The following is a 26,678-nucleotide window of genomic DNA, read 5'->3' on the forward strand; positions in this document are numbered from 1 at the left end:
ACCGGCGGCGACCGCGGGACCGGCGGCGACCGCGGGACCGGTGGCGACGGCCGGACTGGTGGCGACGGCGGGACCGGCGGCGACCGCCGGACCGGTGGCGGCCGCGAGATCGGTGGCGACCGCGAGATCGGTGGCGACCGCGGGGTGGAGCGGGACCTCGGGGCTGAGCGGGATGCGGCGTGGGCGCGGCCGTTTGACGAGGTGGATGACTATCTGCGGTACGTGGACGGGCGGTCGCGGCTGGACGGGGCCGCCGGGTTCCTGGCCTCGCGGGGGCTGCCCGCGACGGAGCGCGTGGTGGCGGCGGTCGCGGCCGACAAGGAGCGGCGGTTCACGGAGCGGCTCCGGGAGCGGGGCGTCGACGCGTACCCGGGGACGGTGCGGCTGCTGCGTGCCCTGCGCGGCGCGGGGGTGCCGCTGGCGGCGGCCTCGGCGTCGCGGCATGCGCGGGAGCTGCTGGAACGGGCCGAGGTACTGGACATGTTCGACGCGCTCGTGGACGGCGACGAGGCGGCGCGGCTGCGGCTGCCCGGGAAGCCGGACCCCGCCCTGTTCCTGGAGGCCGCGCGGCGGCTCGCCGAGCCACCGGAGGCGTGCGCGGTGGTCGAGGACGCCCTCGCGGGGGTGGAGGCGGGGCGGCGCGGGGGCTTCGGGCTCGTCGTGGGCGTCGACCGGACCGGCGGGCCGGGCACCGGGGACGCACTGCGGCGGCACGGCGCCGACGTCGTCGTACGGGATCTGGCCGAGCTGATCGCCGACACCGGCATCGGCGCCGCCGAGGGAGGGCCGTCGTGAGCGACTGGACGTGGGAGTTCGAGGGGTACGCACCCGAACGGGAGAGTCTGCGCGAGGCGCTGTCCACGCTCGGCAACGGCTACTTCGCGACGCGCGGCGCCCTGCCCGAGTGCCGGGCCGACGGCACGCACTACCCGGGCACGTACCAGGCGGGCTGCTACAACCGGCTGGCGTCGGAGGTGGCGGGCCGCCGGGTCGAGAACGAGGACATGGTGAACCTGCCCAACTGGCTGCCGGTGCGCTACCGCGTGGTGCCCGAGGGCCCGGAGGGCGGCCCGGCGCCGGAGCCGGGGCCGTGGCTGACGCCCGCGCACGAGTTCCTCACCGACCACTCCGGCACCCTCGACCTGCGCGGCGGCACGCTGGAGCGCCGCTCCCGGTACGAGGACGACGACGGGCGGCGGCTCGCGGTTCGGCAGCTGCGGCTGGTCCACATGGGTGACCCGCACCTGGCGGCGCTGCGTACCGAGTTCACGGCCGAGAACTGGGCGGGGACGCTGGAGGTGGAGGCCGAGCTGGACGGCTCGGTCGCCAACACGGGCGTGGCCCGCTACCGGCAGCTGTCGTCGCGGCATCTGGTGCAGCTCGGCACGGGCGAGGCGACGGACGGACGCGTGTGGCTGTTCTGCCGGACGTCGACGTCGGAGATCCGGATCGCGATGGCGGCGCGGACCACGGTCCCGGAGGACACCGAGGTGGTCCACGCCGAGCGACGCGTGACACAGCGGTTCCGGCTGACGCTGCTGCCGGGCGCGACGGTCACGGTCGACAAGACGGTGGCGCTGCACACCTCGCACGACCCGGCGATCTCCGATCCGCTGCACGCGGCCGTGGACCGCGTCGGCCGGGCGCCCGGCTTCGACACGCTGCTGGCCTCGCACCGTACGGCGTGGCAGCAGCTCTGGCGGCGGGCCGAGCTGGAGGTGCCGAACGAGGCGGGCCGTATCCTGCGGCTGCACCTGTTCCACGTGCTGCAGACGCTGTCGCCGCACACGGCGGACCTCGATGTGGGCGTGCCGGCGCGCGGGCTGCACGGCGAGGCGTACCGGGGCCACATCTTCTGGGACGAGCTGTTCGTCCTGCCGTACCTCAACCTGCACTTCCCTGAGGTGTCACGGGCGCTGCTCACCTACCGTCACCGGCGCCTGGAGCGTGCCCGTTTCTCGGCGCGTGACATCGGCAGGTCGGGCGCGCTCTATCCGTGGCAGAGCGGCAGCGACGGCCGCGAGGAGGCCCAGCAGCTGCATCTGAACCCGCGGTCGGGCCGCTGGCTGCCGGACCACTCGCACCTCCAGCACCACGTGGGCTCGGCCGTCGCGTACAACGTGTGGCGGTACTGGGAGGCGACCGGGGACGACGAGTTCCTGCACACCAAGGGCGCGGAGATGCTGCTGGAGATCGCCCGGTTCTGGGCGGACTCGGCGGCGTACGACGATGCGATCGACCGCTACCGGATCCGCGGTGTGATGGGCCCGGACGAGTACCACGACGCGTACCGGGGGGCGCGGCGGCCCGGCCTGGACGACAACGCGTACACGAACGTGACGGCGGCGTGGGTGCTGGCGCGGGCGCTGGAGCTGATGCGGGCGCTGCCGGAGCCGCGCCGCCGGGAGCTGGAGGAGCGCATCGGGCTGCACCACGCCGAGCTGGCGCTGTGGGAGGACGTGTCGCGCAGGCTGTACGTACCGTTCCACGAGGGCGTGATCAGCCAGTTCCACGGATACGGGGAGCTGGCCGAGCTGGACTGGGACGGGCTGCGCCACAAGTACGGGGACATCAGGCGGCTCGACCGGATCCTGGAGGCGGAGGGCGACACGGTCAACCGGTACCAGGCGTCCAAACAGGCGGACGTGCTGATGCTGGGCTACCTGTTCTCGCCGGGCGAGCTGCGCGGGCTGTTCCAGCGGCTGGGGCACGCGCTGGACGACGAGACGTGGTGGCGGACCGTCGACTACTACCTGCGGCGCACCAGCCACGGTTCGACGCTGAGCGTCCTGGCGCACGGGTGGGTGCTGGCGCGGGTACGGCGGTCGGAGGCGTGGGAGTTCTGCCAGGAGGCCCTGGCGGCGGACATCGCGGACGTGCACGGCGGCACGACCGCCGAGGGCATCCATCTGGGGGCGATGGCGGGCACCCTGGACCTGGTGCAGCGGGGGCTGACGGGGCTCGACACGCGGGGCGGGGTGCTGCGGCTCGACCCGGTGCCGCTGCCGGAGCTGTCCGAGTACGACCTCACGCTGCGCTTCCACGGGCACTGGGGGGTGCGGCTGCGGATGAAGCCGGGGAGCCTGCACGTCTCAGTGCCGGACTCGGGTGTGCTGCCGCTCGACATCGAGCTGCCGGGGCGCGCCGTGTCGATCGAGCCGGGGCGCGCGGCGGAGCTGCCGCTCCCGGACTGAGGCACCGCCCGGGCGGGCGGCCCGGATGTCGGCGGAACCGCCGGGTGGACAGGCGTTCGCGCGGGGTACAGATGTACGTGACACGGCACCACTCCACCGTCGAACCGGGCGTGAGGGGGCGTAACCAGGGGCGTACGGCGCACAGTTGGCGACCACGGAGCGGATCACCACTCCCCGACCTCGCTGATCTGATGGAAGGTCAGGCCAGCCTGACTTCTCGTGGGCCGGTGGTGAGCACCCTCACCGGGCGCCTGCTGTGCACGCGCCTCATGCGCCACCCTCCGCAACACGACCGAAGGGCATCCGCCATGCCGAACGGTGCGCTGCGCGCCGAGCTTCTGGAGCGCCAGGAGCGACGCGAGTCCTCCGCCCGTACCTACGCCAGCTCCCTGCCAGTCGCGCCCGTCCACGCCGCCGGCGCGGTCGTCACCGGCGCCGACGGTCGCACCTATCTGGACTGCCTGTCCGGCGCGGGCACCCTGGTACTCGGCCACAACCACCCGGCCACCATCGCGGCACTCCAGGCGGTCCTCGCGTCCGGCGCACCGCTGCACACCCTCGACATGATCACCCCTCAGAAGGACGCGTTCTCGGGCGAGTTGCTCCGCCGGCTGCCCGGCACCCTGCGGGGCGACGCGCGGCTGCACTTCTGCAGCCCGGCCGGTACGGACGCGGTCGAGGCCGCGCTCAAACTGGCCCGGCACGCCACGGGGCGGCGCGGCGTCGTCGCCTTCACGGGCGCGTACCACGGGATGACCCTCGGGGCGTCCGCCGTGTCCGGGCCGCCGCGGATGAGCGGCACGGTCGGCGCGGACGGTGTTCCGGTGACCCGGCTGCCCTACCCGTACGGGCTGCGCTGCCCGTTCGGGACCGGGAGCGGCGAGCGGTCGGGGGAGCTGTCGGCGCGGCTGCTGGAGAGCCTGGTCACCGACCCGAGCAGCGGCGTGGGGCTCCCGGCGGCCGTCATCCTGGAGGTCGTGCAGGGCGAGGGCGGCGTCGTGGAGGGCCCGGACGCGTGGCTGCGCGAGATCCGCCGGATCACCGCCGAGCACGGCATCGTCCTCGTCGTCGACGAGGTGCAGACCGGAGTGGGCCGCACCGGCCACTACTGGGCATGCGAACGCGCCGGCGTCACCCCGGACGTGCTGGTCACATCGAAGGCGGTCGGCGGCGGGCTGCCGCTCGCCCTCATCGCGTACCGCCCCGACCTCGACACCTGGCTCCCCGGCCACCACACCGGGACGTTCCGCGGCAACACGCTCGCCATGGTCGCCGGGGAGATCGCCCTGCGGACCGTCGCCGACGAGCAGCTCACCGAACGGGCCCTGAAACTGGGCGAGCGGCTGCGGCGCGGGCTGCGGGACATCGCCGCCCACCGGCCGGAGTTCGGCGAGGTACGGGGACGGGGTCTGATGACCGGCGTCGAACTCGTCGACCCGGACGGCACCCCGGACCGCGACGGCGTACCGCCCGGCCACCCCGCACTCGCCCACGCCCTGCGCGCGGCCTGCCTGGACCGCGGCCTCCTCCTCGAACTGGGCGGCCGCGACGACACGGTGCTGCGGCTGCTGCCGCCGCTGGTCCTCACCGACGACCAGGCCGACTCGGTCGTCGAACGCATCGCCGCGGCGCTGGAAGCCGCCCTGGAGGCCGCCCTGGAGACCGGCCGGTGAGCCCCGACGACAGCCTGGCGGGCGGCGCCGAAGGACCGGACGCGCTCGGCAAGCTGACCTCCGTCGTCCTCGACGCGCTCGCCGAGGGCGCCGCCGCGCGCGGCGGCCCGCTCCCGGCGGGCGGCCCCGACGCGGTGGCCGAGCGGGTGCGAGCGGCCTGCCGCCCCGTGCTCCCCGAGTACGGCACGGGCGCCGATGAGGCCCTGCGCACCGTCGTACGCGCCGTCACGGAGGGCGCCGCCGACCCGGCCGACCCGCGCTGCACGGCGCACCTCCACTGCCCGCCCCTGGCGGTGGCCGCCGCCGCCGACCTGGCGGCCGCCGCGCTGAACCCGTCCCTGGACTCCTGGGACCAGGCGCCCGCGGCGACGGCGCTGGAAGCGGAGGTGACGGCCGCGCTGGCGGCGCTGGTGTTCCCGTCCTGGACCGCCACCCGCTCCGCCGTTCCCTCCGACGCGCCCGGGGCGCCCGGTGCAGAGCCCTCGGGCCGGGTGGCCGTCCCGGCTGTGCCCACCCTCCCCCAAGCTCTCGACTCCGCTCGAGCAGGGGGCACCCCCATCGGCCCAGCGGAACGCCTGCCCACAGCCGGGACGGCGGACGCGCTCGTCACCACCGGTGGGACCGAGTCGAACCTCGTCGCGCTGCTGCTGGCCCGCGAGCGGGCCCGCGCCGCCGGGGCCGCCACCGTGCAGGTCGTCTGCGGCGACAACGCCCACCACAGCGTCCGCCGCGCCGCCTGGGTGCTGGGGCTCCCGGCCCCCGTCACCGTCCCGTGCCGGGACGGCCGCATGGACCCGGACGCCCTGGACAGGGCCCTGGCCGGCGTCGCCGCCCCGGCCCTGGTCGTCGCCACGGCGGGCACCACCGACGAGGGCGCCGTCGACCCGCTCCCCGCCCTCGCGGACGTGGCCGACCGCCACGGCGCCGCACTCCACGTCGACGCCGCCTACGGCGGGCCCCTCCTCTTCAGCGACCGCCTCGCCCCCCGGCTCGACGGGCTGTCACGTGCCGTCTCCGTCACCCTCGACCTGCACAAGCTCGGCTGGCAGCCGGTCGCCGCCGGACTCCTCGCCGTCCCCGACAGCTCCCTCCTCGCCCCGCTCGCCCTCCGCGCCGACTACCTGAACGCCGACGACGACACCGAGGCGGGCCTGCCCGACCTGCTCGGCCGCTCCCTCCGTACGACCCGCCGCCCCGACGTGCTCAAGATCGCCGCGACCCTGCGCGCCCTCGGCCGCACCGGCATCGGCGCCCTCGTCGAGCACTGTGTGGACACCGCCAAGGAGTTCGCCGCGCTCGTCGACGCCCACCCGGCGCTGCGCCGCCGCCCCGGCGAACCCGGCATCAGCACCGTGCTGTTCCGGCCCCTGGCCGCCGACGCGCTCCCGCCCGGCGACGGCGACGCCCTCGTCGCGGACGTGCGGCGCCGGCTGCTCACCACCGGCGAAGCGGTCGTCGGCCGGGCCGCCGCTGAGGACGCCGACGGCACCCGGCGGCTCTGGCTCAAGGCCACCCTGCTGCACCCCGGGGCGGCGGCCGCCGACCTGGCCGCACTGCTCGACCTGGCCGCCCGGGCCACCGCCGACGCGGCGGCGCCCACGGCGGTCACGGCTCCCACGGCGGCCGCACCGGCGCCGGTACCGCCGCCCCTCATACGCACCGCGAGCGACCCGGAAGGACCACGATGACCGACCACACCGCCGAGGACCCGCAGAACGCGACCCCGATCGTCGATCTGCTCGGCGTGGGCATCGGCCCGTTCAACCTGTCCCTCGCCGCCCTCGCGGACGGCGTGCCCGGGCTCGACGCCGTCTTCCTGGAGCAGCGCGCCGCGTTCCGCTGGCACCCGGGCCTCCTCATCGACGGGGCGACGCTCCAAGTGCCGTTCCTGGCCGACCTGGTGAGCCTCGTCGACCCGACCAGCCGCTGGTCGTTCCTCAACTACATCCGGTCCCAGGAGCGGCTGTTCCCGTTCTACTTCGCGGAGCGGTTCCACATCCCGCGCGCCGAGTACGACGCGTACTGCCGCTGGGTCAGCGAGGAGCTGCCGTCCTGCCGGTTCGGCCACCGCGTCGACACCGTCCACTGGGACGAGGTCCACCAGGCGTACGAGGTGGAGTTCAGCCGCGTCGACGAGCACGGCACCGCCGTCGCCCCGGGCCGCGTCCTGGCCCGGCACCTCGCCCTGGGCCTCGGCACGGCCCCGTACGTTCCGGAGCCGCTGCGCGCCCTGACGGACGACCCGGACGTGCCGGTGCTGCACTCCGCCGACTACCTCACCCACCGGGAGCGGCTGCTGACGGCCGGGCACGTCACGGTCGTCGGCGCCGGCCAGTCGGGCGCCGAGGTGCTGCTCGACCTGCTGCGGGCGCGGCCCCAGGGGCGCGAGGGGCTGACGTGGCTCGCCCGCAGCCCGGCGTTCGCGCCCATGGAGTACAGCAAGCTGGGCCTGGAGCACTTCACTCCCGACTACACGCGCTACTTCCACGACCTGCCGGAGGACGCCCGCGACCGGCTGCTGCCGGGGCAGTGGCAGCTCTACAAGGGCATCAGCGCGGACACGCTCGGCGAGATCCACGACGAGCTGTACCGGCGGGTCCTGCCCGGCGGCTGGCCCGACGTCACGCTCACGCCCGGTGTCGCGGTCACCGGGGCGGAGCGCCGCGACGGGCGCCTCGCGCTGGCCCTTGAGCACACCGAGGAGGGTTCCACGGCCCGGCTGCGCACCGACGCGGTGGTCCTCGCCACCGGGTACGCCGAGCGGCCGGTCGACGCGCTGCTGGAGCCGCTGAGCGAGCACCTCGCCCGTGACGCGGCGGGCCGTCCCCTGGTCGACCGGGACCAGCGGCTCGCCCTGGACGAGAAGGTCGGCGGCTCGGTGTTCGTGCAGAACGCCGAGCGCCACACCCACGGCGTGGGCACCCCGGACCTCGGGCTCGCGGCCTGGCGATCGGCGGTGATCCTCAACGCGCTCACCGGCCGGGAGCCCTACCCGCTGCCCGGCCGCACCGCCTTCACGACCTTCGGCCTGGCGGACACACCCCGCTGAGCCCCGCCGAGTCTCCGGTCGAGCCCCGCTGCCCCACCGCTCCGTACGCCGCTCACGCCTACGAAGAAGGAAGACCGCATGAGCATGACCCAGGAACCGGAACCGCCCCTCGCGGTCGCCGATCGTGCCGCCGTCGACAACCTGCTGCGCTGCTGGGTGCGGGAGACCGGGGTGGAGCGCCCCGCCGACGGGGTGCTGCGCCTGGAGCTTCCCTCGTCCGGTACGGGGATCGAGGCGCCCGTCCTGTACTGGTCGCCGGTCGGCTGGCACCGCTTCGGGCCCGCCCGGCTGCGCTCCGGGGCGCCGGCGTCCGCGACGGTGGTCGCCGCGCTGCTCGGCGTGGAGGCGGCCGACGGCGACCCGGAGTCGGTCGCGGACCTGACCGCGCGGGTCACCGACTCCGTACGGCGGGTCGCGGAGTTCGTACGGGCGCGTTCCGCCGCGCCCGAGGACCCGGAGGGCACGACCGCGTTCCTGGCCGCCGAGCAGGCCCTGATCACCGGGCATCCGCTGCACCCGACGCCGAAGAGCCGCGAGGGCCTGACCGAGACCGAGGCGGCCCGCTACTCGCCCGAGACGCGCGGCGGCTTCCCGCTGCACTGGTTCGCCGCCGACCCGTCCGTCGTCCAGGCCGACTCGTCGCTCGACCGGCCGGCGCAGGACCTCATCGCGTCGTTCGCGGGCGACGCGGTGCAGCCGCCGCCCGGCACGGTCCTGGTGCCGGCGCACCCCTGGCAGGCGCGGGACGCCGTCCACCGGCCGGCCGTGCGGGCGCTGCTGGACGCGGGGCTGCTGCACGACCTGGGCCCCGGGGGCCCCGACTGGTCGCCGACGTCGTCGGTGCGGACGCTGTACCGGGCGGACGCGCCGGTGATGCTGAAGTTCTCGCTGGGCCTGCGGATCACCAACTCGCGGCGCGAGAACACGCGGTCCGAGCTGCACCGGGGCCTGGCCGTGGACCGGCTGCTGACGGCGGGCCTGGGCCGGGCGCTGCACGCCGCGCACCCGGGGTTCGCCGTGGTGCGGGACCCGGCGTGGCTGGCGGTCGACGCGTCGCCCGACGGCGGCGGCGACGGCGACGGCAGCGGCAGCGGCAGCGGCGAAAGCTGCGACAGCGGCCTGGACGTGGTCGTGCGCGCCAACCCGTTCGGGGCGGGCGCCGTGACGCAGGCCGTGTGCGTGGCCGGGCTCGTCGCGCCGCGCCCCGACCTGCCGGGCGGCCGCTCGCATCTGGCGCGGCTGGTGCACGGGCTCGCCGAGCGCACCGGGCGGCCGGTCGCGGAGGCCGGCGAGGAGTGGTTCGCGCGGTACGCGGAGCAGGTGGTCGCGCCGGTGCTGTGGCTGTACGCGACGTACGGGCTCGGTCTGGAGGCGCACCAGCAGAACACGCTCGTCGTGCTCGACGCGGACGGACGGCCGGCCGGCGGGCGGTACCGCGACAACCAGGGCTACTACTTCTCGCCCGCCCGCAGCGGGGCCCTGTACGGCTGGGTGCCGGGCGTCGGCCGGGACCTGGGCACGTACGTCGCGGACGAGGTCATCGACGAGCGGCTCGTCTACTACGTCGGCATCAACAACCTGCTGGGCGTGGCCGGTGCGCTCGGCTCGCAGGGCCTGGCGGACGAGACGCGGCTGCTGCGGCACGCGGACGGGTTTCTGGCGCGGCTCGCCGCCGAGCACGGCGACCGGCTGCGGGTGGCCGCGCTGCTGCGGGACGAGCCGGTCCTGCGCTGCAAGGCGAACCTGCTGACGCGGGTGCGGGGCATGGACGAGCTGAGGGGACCGCTGGAGGCGCAGTCGGTGTACGTGGACATCGCCAACCCGATCGCGGAGGTGCGCAAGTGACGGGCGATGCTCCCCTGTCGGCTGTGTTTCCCGCTCGGCCCGCGGTGGTGGCCGAGACACACCTGGATGTGGGGACGTTCGCGCTGCGCGCGGTCGACCCGGACGGTGACGCGAAGCTGGTGCACGGGTGGATGAACGACCCCGAGGTCGCCGAGTACTGGGAGCTCGCCCAGCCGGTGGAGCGGATCGCCGCCTACCTGCGGGAGCAGATCGCGAGCGCGCACTCCACGCCGTACGTCGGCTGTGTCGACGGCACGCCGATGAGCTACTGGGAGCTGTACCGCGCCGACCTGGACCCGCTGCGGCACCACTACCCGGCCCTGCCCCGGGACGCGGGCGTGCACCTGCTGCTCGGCCCGTCCGCGTACCGGGGGCGGGGGCTCGGGGCGCGGCTGCTGCGTGCCGTGTCGGACTGGCAGATGCGCGCCGACCCGTACGCGCGGCGTGTCGTGGCGGAGCCGGACGTGCGCAACGTCCGCTCGGTGCGGGCGTTCGAGCGGGCCGGGTTCCGGCTGGTCCGGCAGCTCGACCTGCCGGTGAAGCAGGCCGCGTTGATGGTGCGCGTGCGCGACACGACGACGGGGACGCACGGACGCCCGGTGCCGCCGCGTGAAAATCCGGGCGAGTGAGCAGCATCAGGGCGCCACGACCGGCACGACGACCATGACCGGCACCACGAACACCACCACGACGACCAGCACCGCGAACACCACACGCACGGCACCTGCTCCCGCTCTCCAGAAAGGCGTCGCCCGTATGACTGACGAGCGTCATCCCCTCCCCGCCCTCGCCGACCTGTCCCCCGAGTCCTGGCGGGAGGCCAACCGCCGGGTCCTCGCCAAGGCGCTCTCCGAGTTCGCGTTCGAGGCGCTGCTCATACCGGAGCCTCTGGGCCGGGAGGACGGACGGTACCGGGTCGACCTCGACAGCGGGGTCTCCTACGTCTTCTCCGCCGACCGGGGCGCGTTCGGCTCGTGGCGGGTCGACCGGGAGTCCGTCACCCGGGGCGCGACCGGGCAGCCCGGCGACGAGATCGCGAGCCCCGCCTGGGACGCCCAGCAGTTCATGGTGGACTGCGCCGGCACGATCGGCACCGACGCGCCCACCCTCGGCATGTACCTCACCGAGCTGTCCGCGACCCTCGCCGCCGACGCCGCCCGCATCGAGCACGGCGGGCCGAGCGCTGCCGCACTGCGCGAGCTGGGCCACGCCGAGCTGGAGTGCGCCATGACCGGTCACCCCACCCTGGTCGCCAACAAGGGCCGTATGGGCTTCTCCCCGGCCGACGTACGGGCGTACGCACCGGAGTCGCACCAGCCGGTCACCCTCCAGTGGGTGGCCGTGCACCGGGGCCTCGCGGAGTTCCGGGGAACCCCCTCCCTGAGCGAACAGGCGATGCTGGAGCACGAGCTGGACGCCGGGGCGCGAGCCGCCTTCCGGGCGCGCGTCGAAGAGGCGGGCGGTGACCCGGACGCGTACGTGTGGCTGCCGGTCCACCCCTGGCAGTGGGACCACTCGGTGCAGGTGATGTTCGCGGGCGAGATCGCCCGGCGGCGGATCATCCCGCTCGGGCGGAGCGCCGACGCGTACTCGCCGCAGCAGTCCGTACGGACCATGACGAACGTCTCCGTGCGCGACCGGTACGACGTCAAGCTCCCCTTGAAGATCGTCAACACGCTGATCTGGCGCGGCATCCCGCCGCACTGCACCGAGGGTGCCCCGCTCACCACCCAGTGGCTGACGGGCCTGCTGGGCCGGGACCCGCTCCTGCGGGACGAGCTGCGCACCGTGTTCCTGGGCGAGATCGCCTCCGTGACGGTCCGTCACCCTCTGCTGGATCGCGTGTCGGAGATGCCGTACCAGCATCTGGAGACGCTCGGCTGCATCTGGCGCGAGTCGGTGTCGTCGCGGAAGGACCCGGGTGAGCGGGTCCGCACGTTCGCGTCGCTGCTGCACGTCGACGAGCGCGGCAGGTCCTTCGTGGCCGAACTCGCCCGCACCTCCGGGCTGTCCGCCGAGGAGTGGCTGTCGCGGCTGTTCGAGACGGTCATGCACCCGGTGCTGCACGTGATGTACACGTACGGCATCACCTTCAACCCGCACGGCGAGAACACGCTCATCGGATACGACGAGCACGACGTGCCCCGCAGGCTGTTCCTCAAGGACTTCGTGGACGACGCGTGCATGTCGCACACCCCTGTGCCCGAGCGCGAGCCCGAGCCCGACGGCCACGACCACGTGCTGCTCCGCAAGCACCCGGTGGTCATCCGCCAGCACGTCGTCGACGCGTTGCTCGTGGGCCACTTCCGCTATCTGGCGCCGCTGGCCGCCGAGCAGCTCGGCGTGCCGGAGGTGCGGTTCTGGCGCCTGGTGCGGCAGGCGGTCCTGTCGTACCAGAACCGGTTCCCGGAGAAGAAGGAGAGGTTCGCGGAGTACGACATGCTCGCACCGGAGTTCCCGCGCTACGGGCTCAACACCGACCGGCTGGTCGTCACCCGCTATGCCGACCGGTCCGACCGGCAGGTGGTGACCCCGAACGGCACCCTCCCCAACCCGCTGACATGAGTATCGAGATCAGCGCCTCGCCGGCTGGGCACTGTGGGGCGTACAGCTGCGCCGCGGCCACCGGAGCCGACCGGCCGCCGGACATCGGACTCAGAACACGGACAGGCCCGTCAGGGTCGTGAAGCGGTCGAGCGCGGCGACTCCCGCCACCGAGTTGCCGCGCTCGTCCAGGCCGGGGCTCCACACGCACAGGGTGCAGTGGCCGGGGACGACCGCGATGATGCCGCCGCCGACGCCGCTCTTGCCGGGCAGCCCGACGCGGTACGCGAAGTCGCCGGCCGCGTCGTACGTCCCGCACGTCAGCATGACGGCGTTGACCTGCTTGGCCTGGCTGCGCGTGAGCAGCGACGAGCCGTCGGCGCGGATGCCGTGCCGGGCGAGGAACCCGGCCGCGAGGGCCAGGTCCGCGCAGGACGCCTCCAGGGAGCACTGCCGGAAGTACTGGTCGAGGAGGTCCGGCACGGCGTTGCCGATGTTCCGGTACGAGGCCATGAAGTAGCCCAGGGCGGCGTTGCGGTCCCCGTGCGCGGCCTCGGACGCGGCGACCTTCTCGTCGAAGTCCAGGCCGGGGTTGCCGCTCTCGGCGCGCAGGAACTCGCGCAGCGCACCCGACGCGTCACCGGTCAGGGTGTGGAGCCGGTCGGTGACGACGAGGGCGCCCGCGTTGATGAACGGGTTGCGGGGGATGCCGTTCTCGTACTCGAGCTGCACCAGGGAGTTGAACGGGTTGCCCGAGGGCTCCCGGCCCACGTGCTCCCACAGGGCGTCGCCCTCCAGGGAGAGTGCGAGGGCCAGCGTGAACGCCTTGGTGATGGACTGCGCCGAGAACGGCTGCCGCCAGTCGCCCACGCCGTAGACCGTGCCGTCGAGCTCCGCGACGGCCATGCCGAAGCTGCGCGGGTCGGCTTCCGCGAGCGCCGGGATGTAGTCGGCGGGGCGGCCCCGGCCCGGGCGGGCGGCGATGTCGGCCGCGATCTGGTCGAGTACGGACTGGAAGGCGGCGGCCACGGGCGTGCTCACTCCGTCGTGTGCGATGGTGCGTTCGAACGCCCCCATTGTGCACGCTGCGCGCACCCGCGTGGGGGCTCCGCCCCCGGTGTCCTACAGGGCGGGCAGGACCCGGTCCGGGGTGAGGGGCAGCTCGCGGAAGCGGACGCCCGTGGCGTGGTGGACGGCGTTGCCGACCGCCGCGGCCGCGCCGACGATGCCGAGCTCGCCGATGCCCTTGCTGCCCATGGGGTTGAGGAGGCTGTCGTGCTCGTCGATCCAGTGCGCCTCGACGGCGGGCACGTCGGCGTGGACGGGCACGTGGTAGGAGGCGAGGTCGCTCGCCGCGAAGTCGCCGTGGGCGGCGTCCATGGGGCCGTCCTCGGTGAGGGCCATGCCGAGGCCCATGATCATGCCGCCGGTGAGCTGGGAGCGCGCGGTGCGCGGGTTCAGGATGTGCCCGGCGGCGAACACACCGAGCATGCGCCGGACCCGCACTTCGCCGGTGACCGTGTCGACCTGGACCTCCGCGAACTGGGCGCCGAAGGCGTGCCGGGCGTACGGGGGTGTGCGGCGGGCCTCGTCGGTGGTGTCGGCGGCGGCCGTGAGCCCGTCGTCCGGGAGGGGGCCCTCGTGCTTGGCGACGGCGGTCGTCAGGTCGGTGCAGGCCTGGTGGACGGCCCAGCCCCAGGACGCGGTGCCGGACGAGCCGCCGGCGAGCGGGGCGCGCGGCAGCCGGGTGCTGCCGATCTCGATGCGTACGGCGTCGAGGGGCACCTCCAGTGCCTGGGCGGCGATCTGGGCGAGCACGGTGCGGGCGCCGGTGCCGATGTCGGTGGCGTTGACGCGGACGGTGTACGTGCCGTCGGGGTACGCGGTGGCGGTCGCCGTGGAGGGCGACACGTACGCGGGGTAGGTGGCGGCTGCGACGCCGGTGCCGACGAGGAGGGGGCCGTCGCGGTGGGCCCCGGGGCGCGGGTCGCGGTGGTGCCAGCCGAAGCGGCGGGCGCCCTCGCGGAGGCAGTCGACGAGGTGGCGGCTGCTGAAGGGGCGGCCGCTGTCGGGTTCGGCGGCGGGTTCGTTGCGGACGCGCAGTTCGACCGGGTCCATGCCGACGGCGTCGGCCAGTTCGTCCATGGCCGATTCGAGTACGTACATGCCGGGGGTCTCGCCGGGGGCGCGCATCCAGGACGGGCTGGGCACGTCGAGGGGGACGACGCGGTGGGTGGTGAGGCTGTGCGGGGACGCGTACATGACGCGGGCGGGGACGGCGGCCTGCTCGACGAACTCGGTGATGCGGGAGGTGTGCGTGGTGACCTCGTGGCTGACGGAGATGAGGGTGCCGTCGTGTTCGGCGCCGAGCCGCAGCCGGTGGAGGGTGGGGGCGCGGTGCCCGGTGACGGCGGGGAGGTGGCGGCGGGGCAGGGCGAGTTTGACGGGGCGGCCGGTGTGGATGGCGGCCATGGCGGCGAGCACGACGTGCGGGCGCGGGGTGCCCTTGCAGCCGAAGCCGCCGCCGACGTGCTCGGAGACGACGGTGACGCGGTCCTCGGGGAGGCCGAAGAGGGCGGCGAGTACGGCGCGTACGTAGGTGCTGCCCTGGCTGGAGTCGTAGACGGTGAGCCGGCCGCCGGCGAAGTGGGCGGTGGCGGCGTGCGGCTCCATGGGGTGGTTGTGCAGGGGCGGCACGCGGTAGGCGGTGTCGACGCGCACGGGGGCCGCGGCGAAGGCGGCGTCCGCGTCGCCGCGCTCGCGGTGGGCGGGGTAGCCGCCGTTGGCCTCCTCGGGCGTGTACGTGTCGGGGTGGTCCTCGGCGAGTACGACGTCGTGTGGCTCGGGTTCGTCGCCGTGGTCGGCGCAGGTGACGCGGACGGCTGCCGCGGCGGCGCGGGCGTTCTCCAGGGTGTCCGCGACGGCGAGGGCGATGTACCAGCCGCGGTGCGGGACGGTGTCGTACTGGAGGACGTCGAGCTCCGGGTCGTCGGGGGGCACGGCGAAGCGGGGCGCGTCGAACGGGGTGAGGACGGTGTGGACGCCCGGCACGGCGAGGGCGGCCGCGGTGTCGACGGAGGTGATCCGGCCGCAGGTGACGCCTGCGGGGACGGGCCAGGCGTAGGCGCAGCCGGGCGGGGTGTGCTCGGCGGCGTAGCGGGCGGAGCCGGTGACCTTGTCGCGGCCTTCGATGCGCTCGGCGGGTGCGCCTAGTACGGCGTTCGGGCGGGCGGCCATGGGGTCCTCTCTCCGGTCAGGGCTGGTGCGGGGCGGCGGCGAGGCCGGTGAGGACGGCCGCGGCGAGCCGCCGGGCGAGTTCGGTCTTGTACGCGTTGTCGCGGAGCGGCTCGGCGGCGTCCAGCTCATCGCCCAGCGCGCGCGAGATGTTCGCCGGGGTCGGGGCGGCGCCGAGCAGGGCCGCTTCGGCGCCGCGGGCCCGCCAGGGCCGGTGGGCGAGGCCGCCGAACGCGAGCGCCACGTGCCGTACGGAGCCGTGGTCGTCGAGGGCGAGGACGGCGGCCGCAGAGGCGAGCGCGAAGGCGTACGAGGCGCGGTCGCGGGCCTTGCGGAAGGCGGAGGGCAGTCCGGCGGTGGCGGCGGGCAGTGTGACGCCGGTGATCAGCTCGCCGGGCCGGATGACGGTGTCGAGTTCGGGCCGGTCGCCGGGCAGCCGGTGGAACTCGGCCACGGGCACGGTGCGGGGCCCGTCCGGGCCGTGGAGTTCGACGTCGGCGTCGAGGGCGGCGAGGGCGACGGCGAGGTCGGAGGGGTGCGTGGCGATGCAGTGGAGGGAGGCGCCGAGCACGGCGTGGTCGCGGTGGATGCCGTCGCGGGCGCCGCAGCCGGTGCCGGGGGCGCGTTTGTTGCAGGGCTTGGACAGGTCCTGGAAGTAGGGGCAGCGGGTGCGCTGGAGGAGGTTGCCGCCGGTGGTGGCGGTGTTGCGGAGCTGGCCGGACGCGCCGGACAGCAGCGCCCGGGACACGGCGGCGTACCGGGCGCGGACCAGGGGGTGTGCGGCGAGGTCGCTGTTGCGGACGGTGGCGCCGACGCGCAGGCCGCCGTCGGGGAGCTCCTGGATGTCGTCGAGGGGCAGCCGGGTGACGTCGACGAGGACGTCCGGGGTCTCGACGCCGAGCTTCATGAGGTCGACCAGGTTGGTGCCGCCGGCGAGGTAGCGGGCGCCGGGGCGGCCGGCGTGGGCGGCGGTGGCCTCGTCGACGGTGCGGGCGCGTACGTACGTGAAGGGCTTCACCGGATCACGTCCTCGACGGCCTGGACGATGTGGGGGTAGGCGCCGCAGCGGCACAGGTTGCCGCTCATGCGTTCGCGGATCTCGTCGGGCGTCAGCGGGACGGGGCCCTGGGCGGGTGGCGCGCCGGCCTCGGTGGCGAGGGACGGGTGCCCGGCGGCGGCTTCGGCGAGGACGCCGACGGCCGAGCAGAGCTGGCCGGGGGTGCAGTAGCCGCACTGGAAGGCGTCGCGGTCGAGGAAGGCCTGCTGGAGCGGGTGCAGGGCGTCGTCCGTTGCGAGCCCTTCGACGGTGGTGACGTCGGACCCGTCGAGGGCGACGGCGAGGAGCAGGCAGCTGTTGGCGCGGCGCCCGTCGACGAGGACGGTGCAGGCGCCGCACTGGCCGTGGTCGCAGCCCTTCTTGGCGCCGGTGAGGTCCAGCCGCTCCCGCAGCACGTCGAGGAGCGTGGCGCGGTGGTCGACGGTGAGGGACCGGGCGGTGCCGTTCACCCGGAGCGTGACGGGCGAGTGGTACGGGTCCTGCGGCGGGGGCTGGGGGGTGGGCTGCACGGGAGCCTGGCCTTCCGGTACGGCGGGTGGGGGCGGCGTTCGGGACGGCGTTCGGGGCGGCGTCGGCGCGGCGTCGGCGCGGCGTCGGCGCGGCGTCGGCGCGGCGTCGGGGCGGCTGTCAGGTGGGCGGCCGTCACAGGGCCGGCGGCTGTCACAGGGGGCGCGGCCGTCACTGGGTGTATTCGCCGTCGGGCGGGACCTCGTGGACGGCTGCCTCCTCGGCGGACGCGGCGCCGCCGTCGACGCCGACGTCCCGGCCGACGACGTCCTTCTCGCTGTCCTCGCGGACGCCTTCGTCGGGGGCGACGAGCCGGCCGGAGCGGCGGCGGCCCACCTGGTCGTCGTACGGCTCGCCCATGCCGCCGGGCAGGTCGCCGATGCCGTTGGCGTCCGGGTCGGGGCCGTCCGGGCTCTGGGACGGATCGGGTACCTCCTCGCCGAGCCGCTGGTCGAGCGTCTCGCCCTCCCGCTGCTCGCGGGCCGTGGTGCCGACGTGTTCGGCGCCCAGCGGCCGTTCGGGGGGCGAGTATCCCTCGTCGTACGGGTTGGCGGCCCGGTCCACGAGGGTGTCCTCCGGATCGAGTACGCCGTGGTCCTCCCGGACCTCGCGGTCGTCGGTGCGGTCGGGCTGGTAGACCTCGTCGCCCATCGTCTCTTCGGTACCCATGGCCGGCTCCCGGTGTGCTGCTTCGTCCGCCTCTGTACGCCGCGGCTCGCTTCGCTGCCCGCGTATCCAGCCTGGGCCAGGTCACACCTCCCGGCACCCCGGGCGCCGTGCAAGCGGGCGACGGCGGGGTGCTCGGGAGCGGCCTCTCAGGCCGGGGTCAGGAGGGCTCGGCGTACTCGGGCATGAGCCCGGGCGTGTCCCAGCTCAGCATCCGGTCGGCCTGCTGGTGGGTTATCTCGGCCAGCCGCCTCGCCTCGTTGAGGACGTCGCCGTGCTCCTCGACGAGCTGGTCGTAGATCGGGGACGCGGGGCTCTGGGGACGAGCGGTCATACGGGTGCTCCTTGGTGCGCTGTACGGGAGGGGGACGGGTCGCGCACCGGCGTCTGCCCGGAACCATGGATTCCATACGGATTCCCCGCAGTGTTCCGGATCACGTCGGGCCGGCGGGGCTCAGCGGACTCCCTCCTGGGCTCAGCGGACTCCCTCCTGGGTGCGGCGGACGCACTCCGCCACCACCGCCGCGAGGCTGCCGTGGCGGCGGAGCAGACGGCGCTGGACGTGGGCGCCGTTGCCGCTGCTCAGGAGGTCGTCGAGGGCCTTGCGGGCATGGGCGAGGTCGCCGTTCTCGTCGAGGGCGTCCTCGACGTGGTGGAAGAGGGCCTGGACGACGCGTTCCGCGGCGGTGGGGCGCATCGTGAGGGGGTGCAGGAGGTCGGCCTCCAGGCCCGAGCGTCCCGCCCGCCAGGCCGCGGCGCGCAGGACGCCGATGCCGTGGCCGGCCGGGGGCCTGCCCTCCCGCCATTCGCGGGCGGCGGTGTCGACGAGGGCGCGGGCGAGGGTCGCGACGAGGACCGTCGTGGAGGCGTCCAGGCAGACGTCGGCGGCGCGGATCTCGACCGTCGGGTAGCGGCTCGACAGCCGGGCGTCGAAGTAGATCATGCCCTCGTCCTGGACGACCCCGGTGTCCACCAGGTCGCGGACCTGGGCGTGGTAGCGGTCGGCGGAGCCGAACAGCTCTACGGGCCCGGCCGAGGGCCAGCGGCCCCACACCCGGCTGCGGTAGCTGTGGTAGCCGCTGTCGTGCCCTTGCCAGAAGGGCGAGTTGGCGCTCAGTGCGAGCAGCACCGACAGCCACGGCCGGATCCGGTCGAGTACGGCGACTCCTTCCTCGTCCGATGTGACCGACACATGGACGTGGCATCCGCAGGTGAGCTGTTCGAGCGCGGTGAGCCCGAAGTGCTCCTGGATCCACCGGTAGCGTTTGCCGTCGTTGAGCGCGGGCCCCACCGGGAGCGGCGACGTCGCGAGCGCGACGACGGCGGCGCCCGCCTCCTCGGCGAGCTGCCCGGCCTCCGCGCGGCAGCGCTCGATCTCGGCGGCGAGCTCGCCCATCGCGGTGCGGGGACAGGTCCCGAACTCCAGCTGCTGGCTCTGCAACTCCTTCGTGAAGGCGTGCGGCCTGCCCTGGCTCTGCTTGGCCGCGATGGCCAGTACGGCTGCGGAGAGCGCGCGTGGCTCCCCCGTCCGCGGGTCCACGAGGAGGAGTTCCTCCTCCACTCCTACGCTGCGCAAAAGAACCCGCCTTTCCGGTCACATCCTGAAGGGACAACTGACGGAACTGCCGGACTTGCTGACGGATCGGAACTGATCTGAACTGAGCGGCACGGAACGGGACTTCTGGACGCACCATCATCCCTGGTCCGGCCGCCCCGCGCACCGCCCCGGAGGCCCCCCGCCGGTATCTGGCGAGTTCCCGCCGCCCGCGCCGCCCGCGGCCCCGGCCCTCCGCTCCCTGACGCCTCCGCCGTGCGGCGCCGCCCCTCCTCCCCCGCCGCCGCACCGGCCCGACCAGCGGTAAATCCCCAGGAGGGCCCGGCAGGCCGCGTGGCAGACTCCCTCCGCATGACCCTGCGATACCCCCGCCCCCTGCGTCCCGGCGACCGCGTCGCCGTCACCTCCCCGTCCAGCGGCGTCGACAAGGAGCTGCGCGCCCGCCTCGACGTGGCCGTACGCACCGTCGAGGCGCGTGGTTACGACGTCGTCGTCGGCGCCTGCATGGACGGCAGCGGCCATGTCAGCGCGCCCGCCGCCGACCGTGCGGCGGAGCTGACGGCGATGCTGACCGACCCGGACATCCGGGCCGTGGTCCCGCCGTGGAGCGGCGAGACGGCGATCGACCTGATCCCGCTGCTCGACTGGGACCGGCTGCGGGCCGCCGAACCCACCTGGCTCGTCGGCTACTCGGACCTGTCGACGCTCCTCACGCCCCTGACGCTGCTCACCGGCACGGCGACGCTGCACGGCAACAACCTCATGGACACGCCGTACGCGGTGCCGGACGGCCTGCTCTCGTGGCTGGACGTCGTCGCGCTGCCGCGCGGCGCCGGCTTCACGCAGACCCCGCCAGGACGCCACCGCTCCTCCGGCTGGGACGACTACCGCGCCCACCCGGAGGTGGACACCTGGACGCTGGACACGCCCGGCACGTGGACGCGCCTGGACGGCGAGGGGGACGTGGACGTCGAGGGGCGGCTCGTCGGCGGCTGCGTCGAGACGCTGAGCCACGTGGTGGGGAGCCCGTACGGGGACGTCTCCGCCTTCGCCCGTACGCACGCGCCCGAGGCGCTGCTGGTGTACGTCGAGGCGGCGGAGGCCGACGCGTTCGCCGTCTGCCGCGCCCTGCACGGCATGCGCCTCGCCGGGTTCTTCGACGCCGCTAACGCGGTTCTCGTCGGCCGTACGTCGGCGCCCGGGCGGCCGTCGCTGTCGCAGCACGAGGCGGTCCTGGACGCCCTCGGACCGCTGGGCGTGCCCATCGTCGCGGACGTCGAGTGCGGCCACGTGCCGCCGTACATGCCGCTCGTCAACGGCGCACGCGCCCGCGTCGTGCGCACGGCGACACGGCAGGAGCTGACCCAGACGCTGGACTGACCCCCGCCACAGGCCCGGGGCACCCGGTTCAGGCGACCGACTCCACGGGGCCGGCCGGGGCGTCCGGGCCGTCGTGGTGGATGGGGGTGTGGGCGCCGGTCAGCGAGACGCCGGTGCCGCCGCGGCGGTCGGCGACGATCTCTGCGGCGATGGAGAGGGCGGTCTCCTCCGGGGTGCGGGCGCCCAGGTCGAGGCCGATGGGCGAGCGGAGCCGGGCGAGTTCGAGCTCGGTGACGCCGACCTCGCGCAGCCGGCGGTTGCGGTCCTCGTGGGTGCGGCGGGAGCCCATCGCGCCGACGTACGCCACGGGGAGGCGCAGGGCCCGCTGGAGGAGCGGTACGTCGAACTTGGCGTCGTGCGTCAGGACGCACAGCACCGTACGGGCGTCGACCCGCGTCGACTCCAGGTACTCGTGGGGCCAGCCGACGACGATCTCGTCGGCGTCCGGGAAGCGGGCGGCGGTCGCGAACACGGGCCGCGCGTCGCAGACCGTGACGTGGTAGCCGAGGAACCTGCCGACCCGTACCAGGGCCGACGCGAAGTCGATGGCGCCGAAGACGATCATGCGCGGGGGCGGGACGCTGGACTCGACCAGCAGCGTCAGCGGCTGCCCGCAGCGGGAGCCGTCCTCGCCGATGGTGACCGTGCCGGTGCGGCCGGCGTCCAGCAGGGCGCGGGCCTCGGCGGCGGCGGTGCGGTCCAGCTCCGGGTGGCCGCCGAGCCCGCCCTCGTACGAGCCGTCGGCGTGGACGAGGAGGGCGGTGCCCATCAGGTCTGCAGGGCCGTCGGTGAGCCTGGCGAGGGCCGCCGCCTCCCCTCCGGCGGCGGCCGCCAGGGCGGCGGGGTAGACCCCGCCGCGGACCGGGGTGACGAGGACGTCGATGACGCCGCCGCAGGTGAGGCCGACGGCGAAGGCGTCCTCGTCGCTGTAGCCGAAGCGTTCGCGTACGGTCAGACCGTCCTCGATCGCCTGCTGGCACAGTTCGTACACGGCCCCCTCCACACATCCGCCGGAGACCGAGCCGATCGCCGTGCCGTCGCGGTCGACGGCGAGCGCGGCCCCCGGCTGGCGGGGCGCGCTGCCGCTGACCGCCACGACGGTGGCGACGGCGAAGTCACGCCCCTGCTCGACCCACCGGCCGAGCTCTTCGGCGATGTCCAGCATGTCGGCCTCCTTGGGGCTTCTCGTGGATGTGCGGAGGGGTTCCGTTGTGGCGTGGTGGAGCCGTCAGTGTCCGGTGCCGGTGGCGAAGTAGAAGACGAACACCGCCGAGAGGATCCACATGAGGACGCTCGGCTCCCGCCACTTGCCCTGTGCCGCCTTGATGGCGCAGAAGGCGATGACACCGGCGCCGACACCCGTGGTGATGGTGTAGGTGAACGGCATCAGCACGACCGTCAGGAAGACCGGCACGGCGACGGACCAGTCGCTCCAGTCGACGTGGCGGGCGTTCTGCAGCATCATCGCGCCGATCACGACGAGGGCGGCGGACGCCACCTGGCCCGGTACGAGCTGGGTGAGCGGCGTGAAGAACAGGCACGCGGCGAAGAACAGGCCGGTGACCGATGCCGACAGGCCCGTACGGGCGCCTTCGCCGACGCCCGTGGCGGACTCGATGAAGACGGTCTGGCCGGAGGCGCTCGTGGCGCCGCCTATCGCGCCGCCCGCGCCGTCGATGAACAGCGCCTTGTTGAGTCCGGGCATCCGGCCGGCCCCGTCGGCCAGCTTGGCCTCCTGGCCGACGGCGATGATGGTGGCCATCGCGTCGAAGAAGCCGGCGAGGACCAGCGTGAAGACGATCATGCCGACGGCGGCGTAGCCGAGCTTCTCCCAGCCGCCGAACTCGACCTGCCCGAAGAGCGAGAAGTCGGGCATGGACACGACGCTGCCGTGCAGGATGGGCGCGCTGCCGCCCCAGGCCTCTTCCTTGATCCAGCCGGCGGCGGTGGCGATCACGGAGATGACCGTGCCGGCGATGATGCCGAGGAGGATGGCGCCGGGCACCTTGCGTGCCTGGAGCATGAAGATCAGCAGCAGGGTGACGGTGAAGAGGACGACCGGCCAGCCGGTGAGCGAGCCGCCGACACCGAGCGTGACGGGTCCGCCGCCCTCGCTCTTGCCGACGAAGCCGGCGTTGACGAAGCCGATCATCGCGATGAACAGGCCGATGCCGATCGTGATGCCGTGCTTCAGGGCCAGCGGGATCGCGTTCATGATGACTTCACGGACGCCGGTGACCACCAGGAGGCAGATCACCGCGCCGTAGATGACACACATGCCCATGGCCTGCGGCCACGTCATGTTGGGGGCGACCTGTGTGGACAGGACGCCCGCGACGCTGAGGCCCGCCGCCAGCGCGAGCGGGACCTTGCCGATGATGCCCATCGCCAGGGTGGTGACCGCCGCCGCGAGGGCCGTGGCGGTGATGAGGGCGGGCTGGCTCAGCTTGTCTCCGAGCGCGTCCTCTCCCCCGAGCAGCAGCGGGTTGAGCAGGAGGATGTACGCCATCGCCATGAAGGTGGTGATGCCGCCACGCACCTCGCGGGAGATGGTGGATCCTCTGTGCGTGATGTGAAAGTACCGATCGAGCCAAGATCGTCCGGCGGGGATGCGCGTGCCTTCGCCCGCGTCTTCCGAGACGGTCTTCGGCTCCACTGACGACTGGGTCATGGTGCCTACTCCCAAGGTTCAAAGGGGCACCCGCGGACTCCGGTTCCGGGTCTTGTGTGCGGGATTTGGGATGGTGCTTGGCTGCACGACCCGGGGGACGGCCCGAGACGAACTGGGTACTGCTGGTACTGCTGGTACTGCCGGGTACTGCCTGTGGGGGGTGGGGCTGTGGGGGATGTGGGGGGGTTGCTCCGGGCGGGGGCGGGCCGCGGACTTGTGACGTTCCTGGGAGGCACGCTCCCGCCCGGAGGGTTCGGGGTCCCGGGGGACGAAGCCCCCCGGGGACCTAGTTCGTGCCGGTGAGGTGCTCGGGGCGCACCGGCGTCCTGTCGAGTTCCAGCCCCGTCGCGTTCCGGATCGCCGCGAGGACGGCCGGCGTGGACGACAGGGTCGGGGCCTCGCCGATGCCGCGCAGCCCGTACGGGGCGTGCTCGTCGGCGAGTTCGAGCACGTCGACCGGGATGGTCGGCGTGTCGAGGATCGTGGGGATGAGGTAGTCCGTGAAGGACGGGTTGCGCACCTTCGCGGTCTTCGGGTCGACGACGATCTCCTCCATGACCGCCACGCCCAGGCCCTGGGTCGTACCGCCCTGGATCTGGCCGATGACGGACAGCGGGTTGAGCGCCTTGCCGACGTCCTGGGCGCAGGCCAGCTCGATGACCTTGACCAGGCCGAGCTCGGTGTCCACCTCGACGACGGCGCGGTGCGCGGCGAACGAGTACTGGACGTGGCCGTTGCCCTGGCCGGTGCGCAGGTCGAACGCCTCGGTGGGGCGGTGCCGCCACTCGGCCTCGATCTCGACGACCTCGTTCTCCAGGACGTCCGTCAGGTCGGCGAGGACCTCGCCGCCGTCGGTGACGACCTTGCCGCCCTCCAGGAGCAGCTCGGCGGTGGCCCAGGCCGGGTGGTAGGTGCCGAACTTGCGGCGGCCCAGCTCCAGGACCTTCTCGCGGACCAGCTCGCAGGAGTTCTTCACGGCGCCGCCGGTGACGTACGTCTGGCGGGACGCGGAGGTGGAGCCGGCGGAGCCGACCTGGGTGTCGGCCGGGTGGATGGTCACCTGGGTAACGCCCAGCTCCGTGCGGGCGATCTGGGCGTGCACGGTGACGCCGCCCTGGCCGACCTCGGCCATCGCGGTGTGCACGGTGGCCACGGCCTCGCCGTTGATGACCTCCATGCGCACCTTGGCGGTGGAGTAGTCGTCGAAGCCCTCGGAGAAGCCGACGTTCTTGATGCCGACCGCGTAGCCGACACCGCGGACGACGCCCTCGCCGTGCGTGGTGTTGGACAGGCCGCCGGGCAGCGCGCGTACGTCGGCGCCCTCCGTGGTCTCCCACTGGCGCTCCGGCGGCAGCGGGCGGGCCTTGACGCGGCGCAGCAGCTCCGCGACCGGGGCCGGGGAGTCGACCGGCTGCCCGGTCGGCATGATCGTGCCCTGCTCCATGGCGTTGAGCTGCCGGAACTCGACCGGGTCCATGCCGAGCTTCTTGGCGAGCTTGTCCATCTGCGCCTCGTACGCGAAGCACGCCTGGACCGCGCCGAAGCCGCGCATGGCGCCGCAGGGCGGGTTGTTGGTGTAGAGGGCGATCGCCTCGATGTCGACGTCGTCGACGACGTACGGGCCGACGCTCAGCGAGGAGGCGTTGCCGACGACGGCCGGGGACGCGGAGGCGTAGGCGCCGCCGTCCAGGACGATCCGGCACTTCATGTGGGTGAGCTTGCCGTCCTTGGTGGCGCCGTGCTCGTAGTAGAGCTTCGCCGGGTGCCGGTGGACGTGCCCGAAGAACGACTCGAAGCGGTTGTAGACGATCTTGACGGGCTTGCCGGTGCGCAGCGCCAGCAGGCAGGCGTGGATCTGCATGGACAGGTCCTCGCGGCCGCCGAAGGCGCCGCCGACGCCGGAGAGCGTCATCCGGACCTTCTCCTCGGGCAGGCCGAGGACGGGGGCGATCTGGCGCAGGTCGGAGTGCAGCCACTGGGTGGCGACGTACAGGTCGACCCCGCCGTCCTCGGACGGCACGGCGAGACCGGACTCGGGGCCGAGGAACGCCTGGTCCTGCATGCCGAAGGTGTACTCGCCCTCGACGATCACGTCGGCCCGCTTGCGGGCCTCCGCCACGTCGCCGCGGACGATCGGCTGGCGGTGCACGATGTTCGGGTGCGGGACGTGTCCGGCGTGGTGGTCGTCGCGGCCCGGGTGGAGCAGGGGCGCGTCGGGGGCGGTCGCGGAGGCCTCGTCGGTGACGACGGGCAGCTCCCTGTACTCGACCTTGATCTTGGCGGCTGCGCGCCGCGCGGTCTCCGGGTGGTCGGCGGCGACGAGGGCGACGGGCTCGCCGTGGTGGCGTACGACGCCGTTGGCGAGGACCGGGGTGTCCTGGATCTCCAGGCCGTAGTTCTTCACGTCGGTGGGCAGGTCGTCGTACGTGAGGACGGCGTACACACCGGCCTGGGCGAGGGCCTCGGAGGTGTCGATGGAGACGATCTCGGCGTGGGCGACGGTGGAGCGGAGGATCTGGCCCCACAGCATGTCCTCGTGCCACATGTCCGAGGAGTAGGCGAACTCGCCGGTGACCTTCAGGGTGCCGTCGGGGCGGAGCGTGGACTCGCCGATGCCGCCCTTGGTGCCCTGGGAGCTCTGAGTGACCTTGGTGGGGGTGCCCGCCGGGGCGGACGCGACCCGGGTGTGCTGAACCATCAGACTGCCTCCCCCTGGCGGGCGGCCGCCAGGCGGACCGCGTCGAGGATCTTCTCGTAACCGGTGCAGCGGCAGAGGTTGCCGGAGAGCGCCTCGCGGATGTCCTCGTCCGTCGGGGACGGGTTGTTCTCCAGCATCTCGTCGGCCGCGACGAGCAGGCCCGGGGTGCAGAAGCCGCACTGGACGGCGCCGGCGTCGATGAAGGCCTGCTGGATCGGCGAGAGCTCGGCGCCCTCGCCGGTCTGGGAGTCGGTGCCCTTGGCGGACCACTGCTTCGCCTCGTCGAGCGAGGTGCCGGACGCGCCGGCCGAACCGCAGGCGCCGGTGGCGCAGCCGCCGCCGTTCTCGGCGCGCTGCCTGGCGTAGTCGGCGAGGCCCTCGACGGTGACGACCTCGCGGCCCTCGACCTGGCCGGCGGCGACCAGGCAGGAACAGACCGGCACGCCGTCGAGGCGGACCGTGCAGGAGCCGCACTCGCCCTGCTCGCAGGCGTTCTTGGAGCCGGGCAGGCCCAGGCGCTCACGCAGGACGTAGAGGAGCGACTCGCCCTCCCACACGTCGTCGGCCTGCTGGGGGCGTCCGTTGACCGTGAAATTGACACGCAT

At 74.0% G+C, this 26,678-nt stretch carries 20 protein-coding genes; 9 read left to right on the forward strand and 11 right to left on the reverse strand.

The features are described from left to right. The first annotated feature begins 108 nt into the window (after positions 1 to 108). The 8 genes from HTZ82_RS00430 (at position 109) to HTZ82_RS00465 (ending at position 12,326) form a co-directional block, all read left to right on the forward strand. Complete coding sequence (locus HTZ82_RS00430; RefSeq protein ID WP_175407245.1) at positions 109 to 795, forward strand: HAD-IA family hydrolase; 687 nt, start codon at positions 109 to 111, stop codon at positions 793 to 795. After that, complete coding sequence (locus HTZ82_RS00435) at positions 792 to 3,194, forward strand: glycoside hydrolase family 65 protein (protein WP_175407214.1); 2,403 nt, start codon at positions 792 to 794, stop codon at positions 3,192 to 3,194. The genes HTZ82_RS00430 and HTZ82_RS00435 overlap by 4 nt, the downstream gene beginning before the upstream one ends. 308 nt (positions 3,195 to 3,502) lie before the next feature. Beyond that, complete coding sequence (locus HTZ82_RS00440) at positions 3,503 to 4,867, forward strand: diaminobutyrate--2-oxoglutarate transaminase family protein (protein ID WP_217623519.1); 1,365 nt, start codon at positions 3,503 to 3,505, stop codon at positions 4,865 to 4,867. Beyond that, a complete protein-coding gene (locus tag HTZ82_RS00445) occupies positions 4,864 to 6,555 on the forward strand; it encodes an aminotransferase class V-fold PLP-dependent enzyme (protein ID WP_175407215.1) in 1,692 nt (563 codons plus the stop codon). Before HTZ82_RS00440 ends, HTZ82_RS00445 begins: the two co-directional genes overlap by 4 nt. After that, a complete protein-coding gene (locus HTZ82_RS00450; RefSeq protein WP_175407216.1) occupies positions 6,552 to 7,916 on the forward strand; it encodes a lysine N(6)-hydroxylase/L-ornithine N(5)-oxygenase family protein in 1,365 nt (454 codons plus the stop codon). The genes HTZ82_RS00445 and HTZ82_RS00450 overlap by 4 nt, the downstream gene beginning before the upstream one ends. A 78-nt stretch (positions 7,917 to 7,994) precedes the next feature. Continuing rightward, positions 7,995 to 9,761 (forward strand): IucA/IucC family siderophore biosynthesis protein, encoded by a 1,767-nt coding sequence (locus tag HTZ82_RS00455; RefSeq protein WP_175407217.1) that lies wholly within the window; start codon positions 7,995 to 7,997, stop codon positions 9,759 to 9,761. A gap of 47 nt (positions 9,762 to 9,808) precedes the next feature. Continuing rightward, positions 9,809 to 10,390 (forward strand): GNAT family N-acetyltransferase, encoded by a 582-nt coding sequence (locus tag HTZ82_RS00460; RefSeq protein ID WP_309235251.1) that lies wholly within the window; start codon positions 9,809 to 9,811, stop codon positions 10,388 to 10,390. Between the two features lie 127 nt (positions 10,391 to 10,517). Further along, positions 10,518 to 12,326, forward strand: a complete 1,809-nt coding sequence (locus tag HTZ82_RS00465; RefSeq protein ID WP_175407218.1) for an IucA/IucC family siderophore biosynthesis protein — start codon at positions 10,518 to 10,520, stop codon at positions 12,324 to 12,326. Between the two features lie 90 nt (positions 12,327 to 12,416). Here the strand turns inward: HTZ82_RS00465 and HTZ82_RS00470 are convergent, their stop codons facing one another. From HTZ82_RS00470 to HTZ82_RS00500, 7 genes are all read right to left on the reverse strand, one after another. Further along, complete coding sequence (locus tag HTZ82_RS00470) at positions 12,417 to 13,334, reverse strand: glutaminase (RefSeq protein ID WP_375540762.1); 918 nt, start codon at positions 13,332 to 13,334, stop codon at positions 12,417 to 12,419. 93 nt (positions 13,335 to 13,427) lie between these two features. Then, entirely contained in the window at positions 13,428 to 15,542 is a 2,115-nt protein-coding gene (locus HTZ82_RS00475) for a xanthine dehydrogenase family protein molybdopterin-binding subunit (protein ID WP_175407220.1), read from the reverse strand. A 16-nt stretch (positions 15,543 to 15,558) separates the two neighbouring features. Next, positions 15,559 to 16,557 carry a xanthine dehydrogenase family protein subunit M gene (locus HTZ82_RS00480; RefSeq protein ID WP_175407221.1) on the reverse strand — a complete coding sequence of 333 codons (999 nt, stop codon included), beginning with the start codon at positions 16,555 to 16,557 and terminating at the stop codon, positions 15,559 to 15,561. Next, positions 16,554 to 17,105 (reverse strand): (2Fe-2S)-binding protein, encoded by a 552-nt coding sequence (locus HTZ82_RS00485; RefSeq protein WP_175407222.1) that lies wholly within the window; start codon positions 17,103 to 17,105, stop codon positions 16,554 to 16,556. Before HTZ82_RS00485 ends, HTZ82_RS00480 begins: the two co-directional genes overlap by 4 nt. A gap of 169 nt (positions 17,106 to 17,274) precedes the next feature. Continuing rightward, on the reverse strand, positions 17,275 to 17,772 hold the full coding sequence (locus HTZ82_RS00490; protein WP_175407223.1) for a DUF5709 domain-containing protein: 498 nt from the start codon (positions 17,770 to 17,772) through the stop codon (positions 17,275 to 17,277). 157 nt (positions 17,773 to 17,929) lie between these two features. Continuing rightward, on the reverse strand, positions 17,930 to 18,103 hold the full coding sequence (locus tag HTZ82_RS00495; protein ID WP_175407224.1) for a hypothetical protein: 174 nt from the start codon (positions 18,101 to 18,103) through the stop codon (positions 17,930 to 17,932). 141 nt (positions 18,104 to 18,244) lie between these two features. After that, positions 18,245 to 19,345, reverse strand: coding sequence for a glutamate--cysteine ligase (locus tag HTZ82_RS00500; RefSeq protein WP_175407225.1), 1,101 nt, complete (start codon positions 19,343 to 19,345; stop codon positions 18,245 to 18,247). A gap of 330 nt (positions 19,346 to 19,675) precedes the next feature. Between HTZ82_RS00500 and HTZ82_RS00505 the strand changes: the two genes are divergently transcribed. Next, complete coding sequence (locus HTZ82_RS00505; RefSeq protein ID WP_175407226.1) at positions 19,676 to 20,704, forward strand: S66 peptidase family protein; 1,029 nt, start codon at positions 19,676 to 19,678, stop codon at positions 20,702 to 20,704. 28 nt (positions 20,705 to 20,732) lie between these two features. Here the strand turns inward: HTZ82_RS00505 and HTZ82_RS00510 are convergent, their stop codons facing one another. The 4 genes from HTZ82_RS00510 to HTZ82_RS00525 all read right to left on the reverse strand — a co-directional run bounded on the left by HTZ82_RS00510 (position 20,733) and on the right by HTZ82_RS00525 (position 26,678). Next, a complete protein-coding gene (locus HTZ82_RS00510; RefSeq protein ID WP_175407227.1) occupies positions 20,733 to 21,869 on the reverse strand; it encodes an XdhC family protein in 1,137 nt (378 codons plus the stop codon). A 63-nt stretch (positions 21,870 to 21,932) separates the two neighbouring features. Next, positions 21,933 to 23,375: an NCS2 family permease gene (locus HTZ82_RS00515; RefSeq protein WP_175407228.1), complete on the reverse strand. Its 1,443-nt coding sequence runs from the start codon at positions 23,373 to 23,375 to the stop codon at positions 21,933 to 21,935. Positions 23,376 to 23,661: 286 nt separating this feature from the next. Beyond that, positions 23,662 to 26,073, reverse strand: coding sequence for a xanthine dehydrogenase family protein molybdopterin-binding subunit (locus HTZ82_RS00520; protein WP_175407229.1), 2,412 nt, complete (start codon positions 26,071 to 26,073; stop codon positions 23,662 to 23,664). Beyond that, complete coding sequence (locus HTZ82_RS00525; protein ID WP_175407230.1) at positions 26,073 to 26,678, reverse strand: (2Fe-2S)-binding protein; 606 nt, start codon at positions 26,676 to 26,678, stop codon at positions 26,073 to 26,075. The genes HTZ82_RS00520 and HTZ82_RS00525 overlap by 1 nt, the downstream gene beginning before the upstream one ends.

It is taken from the genome of Streptomyces sp. TRM64462, from assembly GCF_013362995.1.
Classification (GTDB): Bacteria; Actinomycetota; Actinomycetes; order Streptomycetales; family Streptomycetaceae; genus Streptomyces.

Coding starts and splice junctions, on each gene's coding strand:
- HTZ82_RS00465 (WP_175407218.1), top strand. CDS start 10,518: ATGACTGACGAGCGTCATCCCCTCCCCGCCCTCGCCGACCTGTCCCCC.
- HTZ82_RS00475 (WP_175407220.1), bottom strand. CDS start 15,542: ATGGCCGCCCGCCCGAACGCCGTACTAGGCGCACCCGCCGAGCGCATC.
- HTZ82_RS00505 (WP_175407226.1), top strand. CDS start 19,676: ATGACCCTGCGATACCCCCGCCCCCTGCGTCCCGGCGACCGCGTCGCC.
- HTZ82_RS00510 (WP_175407227.1), bottom strand. CDS start 21,869: ATGCTGGACATCGCCGAAGAGCTCGGCCGGTGGGTCGAGCAGGGGCGT.
- HTZ82_RS00515 (WP_175407228.1), bottom strand. CDS start 23,375: ATGACCCAGTCGTCAGTGGAGCCGAAGACCGTCTCGGAAGACGCGGGC.
- HTZ82_RS00450 (WP_175407216.1), top strand. CDS start 6,552: ATGACCGACCACACCGCCGAGGACCCGCAGAACGCGACCCCGATCGTC.
- HTZ82_RS00495 (WP_175407224.1), bottom strand. CDS start 18,103: ATGACCGCTCGTCCCCAGAGCCCCGCGTCCCCGATCTACGACCAGCTC.
- HTZ82_RS00455 (WP_175407217.1), top strand. CDS start 7,995: ATGAGCATGACCCAGGAACCGGAACCGCCCCTCGCGGTCGCCGATCGT.
- HTZ82_RS00525 (WP_175407230.1), bottom strand. CDS start 26,678: ATGCGTGTCAATTTCACGGTCAACGGACGCCCCCAGCAGGCCGACGAC.
- HTZ82_RS00520 (WP_175407229.1), bottom strand. CDS start 26,073: ATGGTTCAGCACACCCGGGTCGCGTCCGCCCCGGCGGGCACCCCCACC.
- HTZ82_RS00490 (WP_175407223.1), bottom strand. CDS start 17,772: ATGGGTACCGAAGAGACGATGGGCGACGAGGTCTACCAGCCCGACCGC.
- HTZ82_RS00440 (WP_217623519.1), top strand. CDS start 3,503: ATGCCGAACGGTGCGCTGCGCGCCGAGCTTCTGGAGCGCCAGGAGCGA.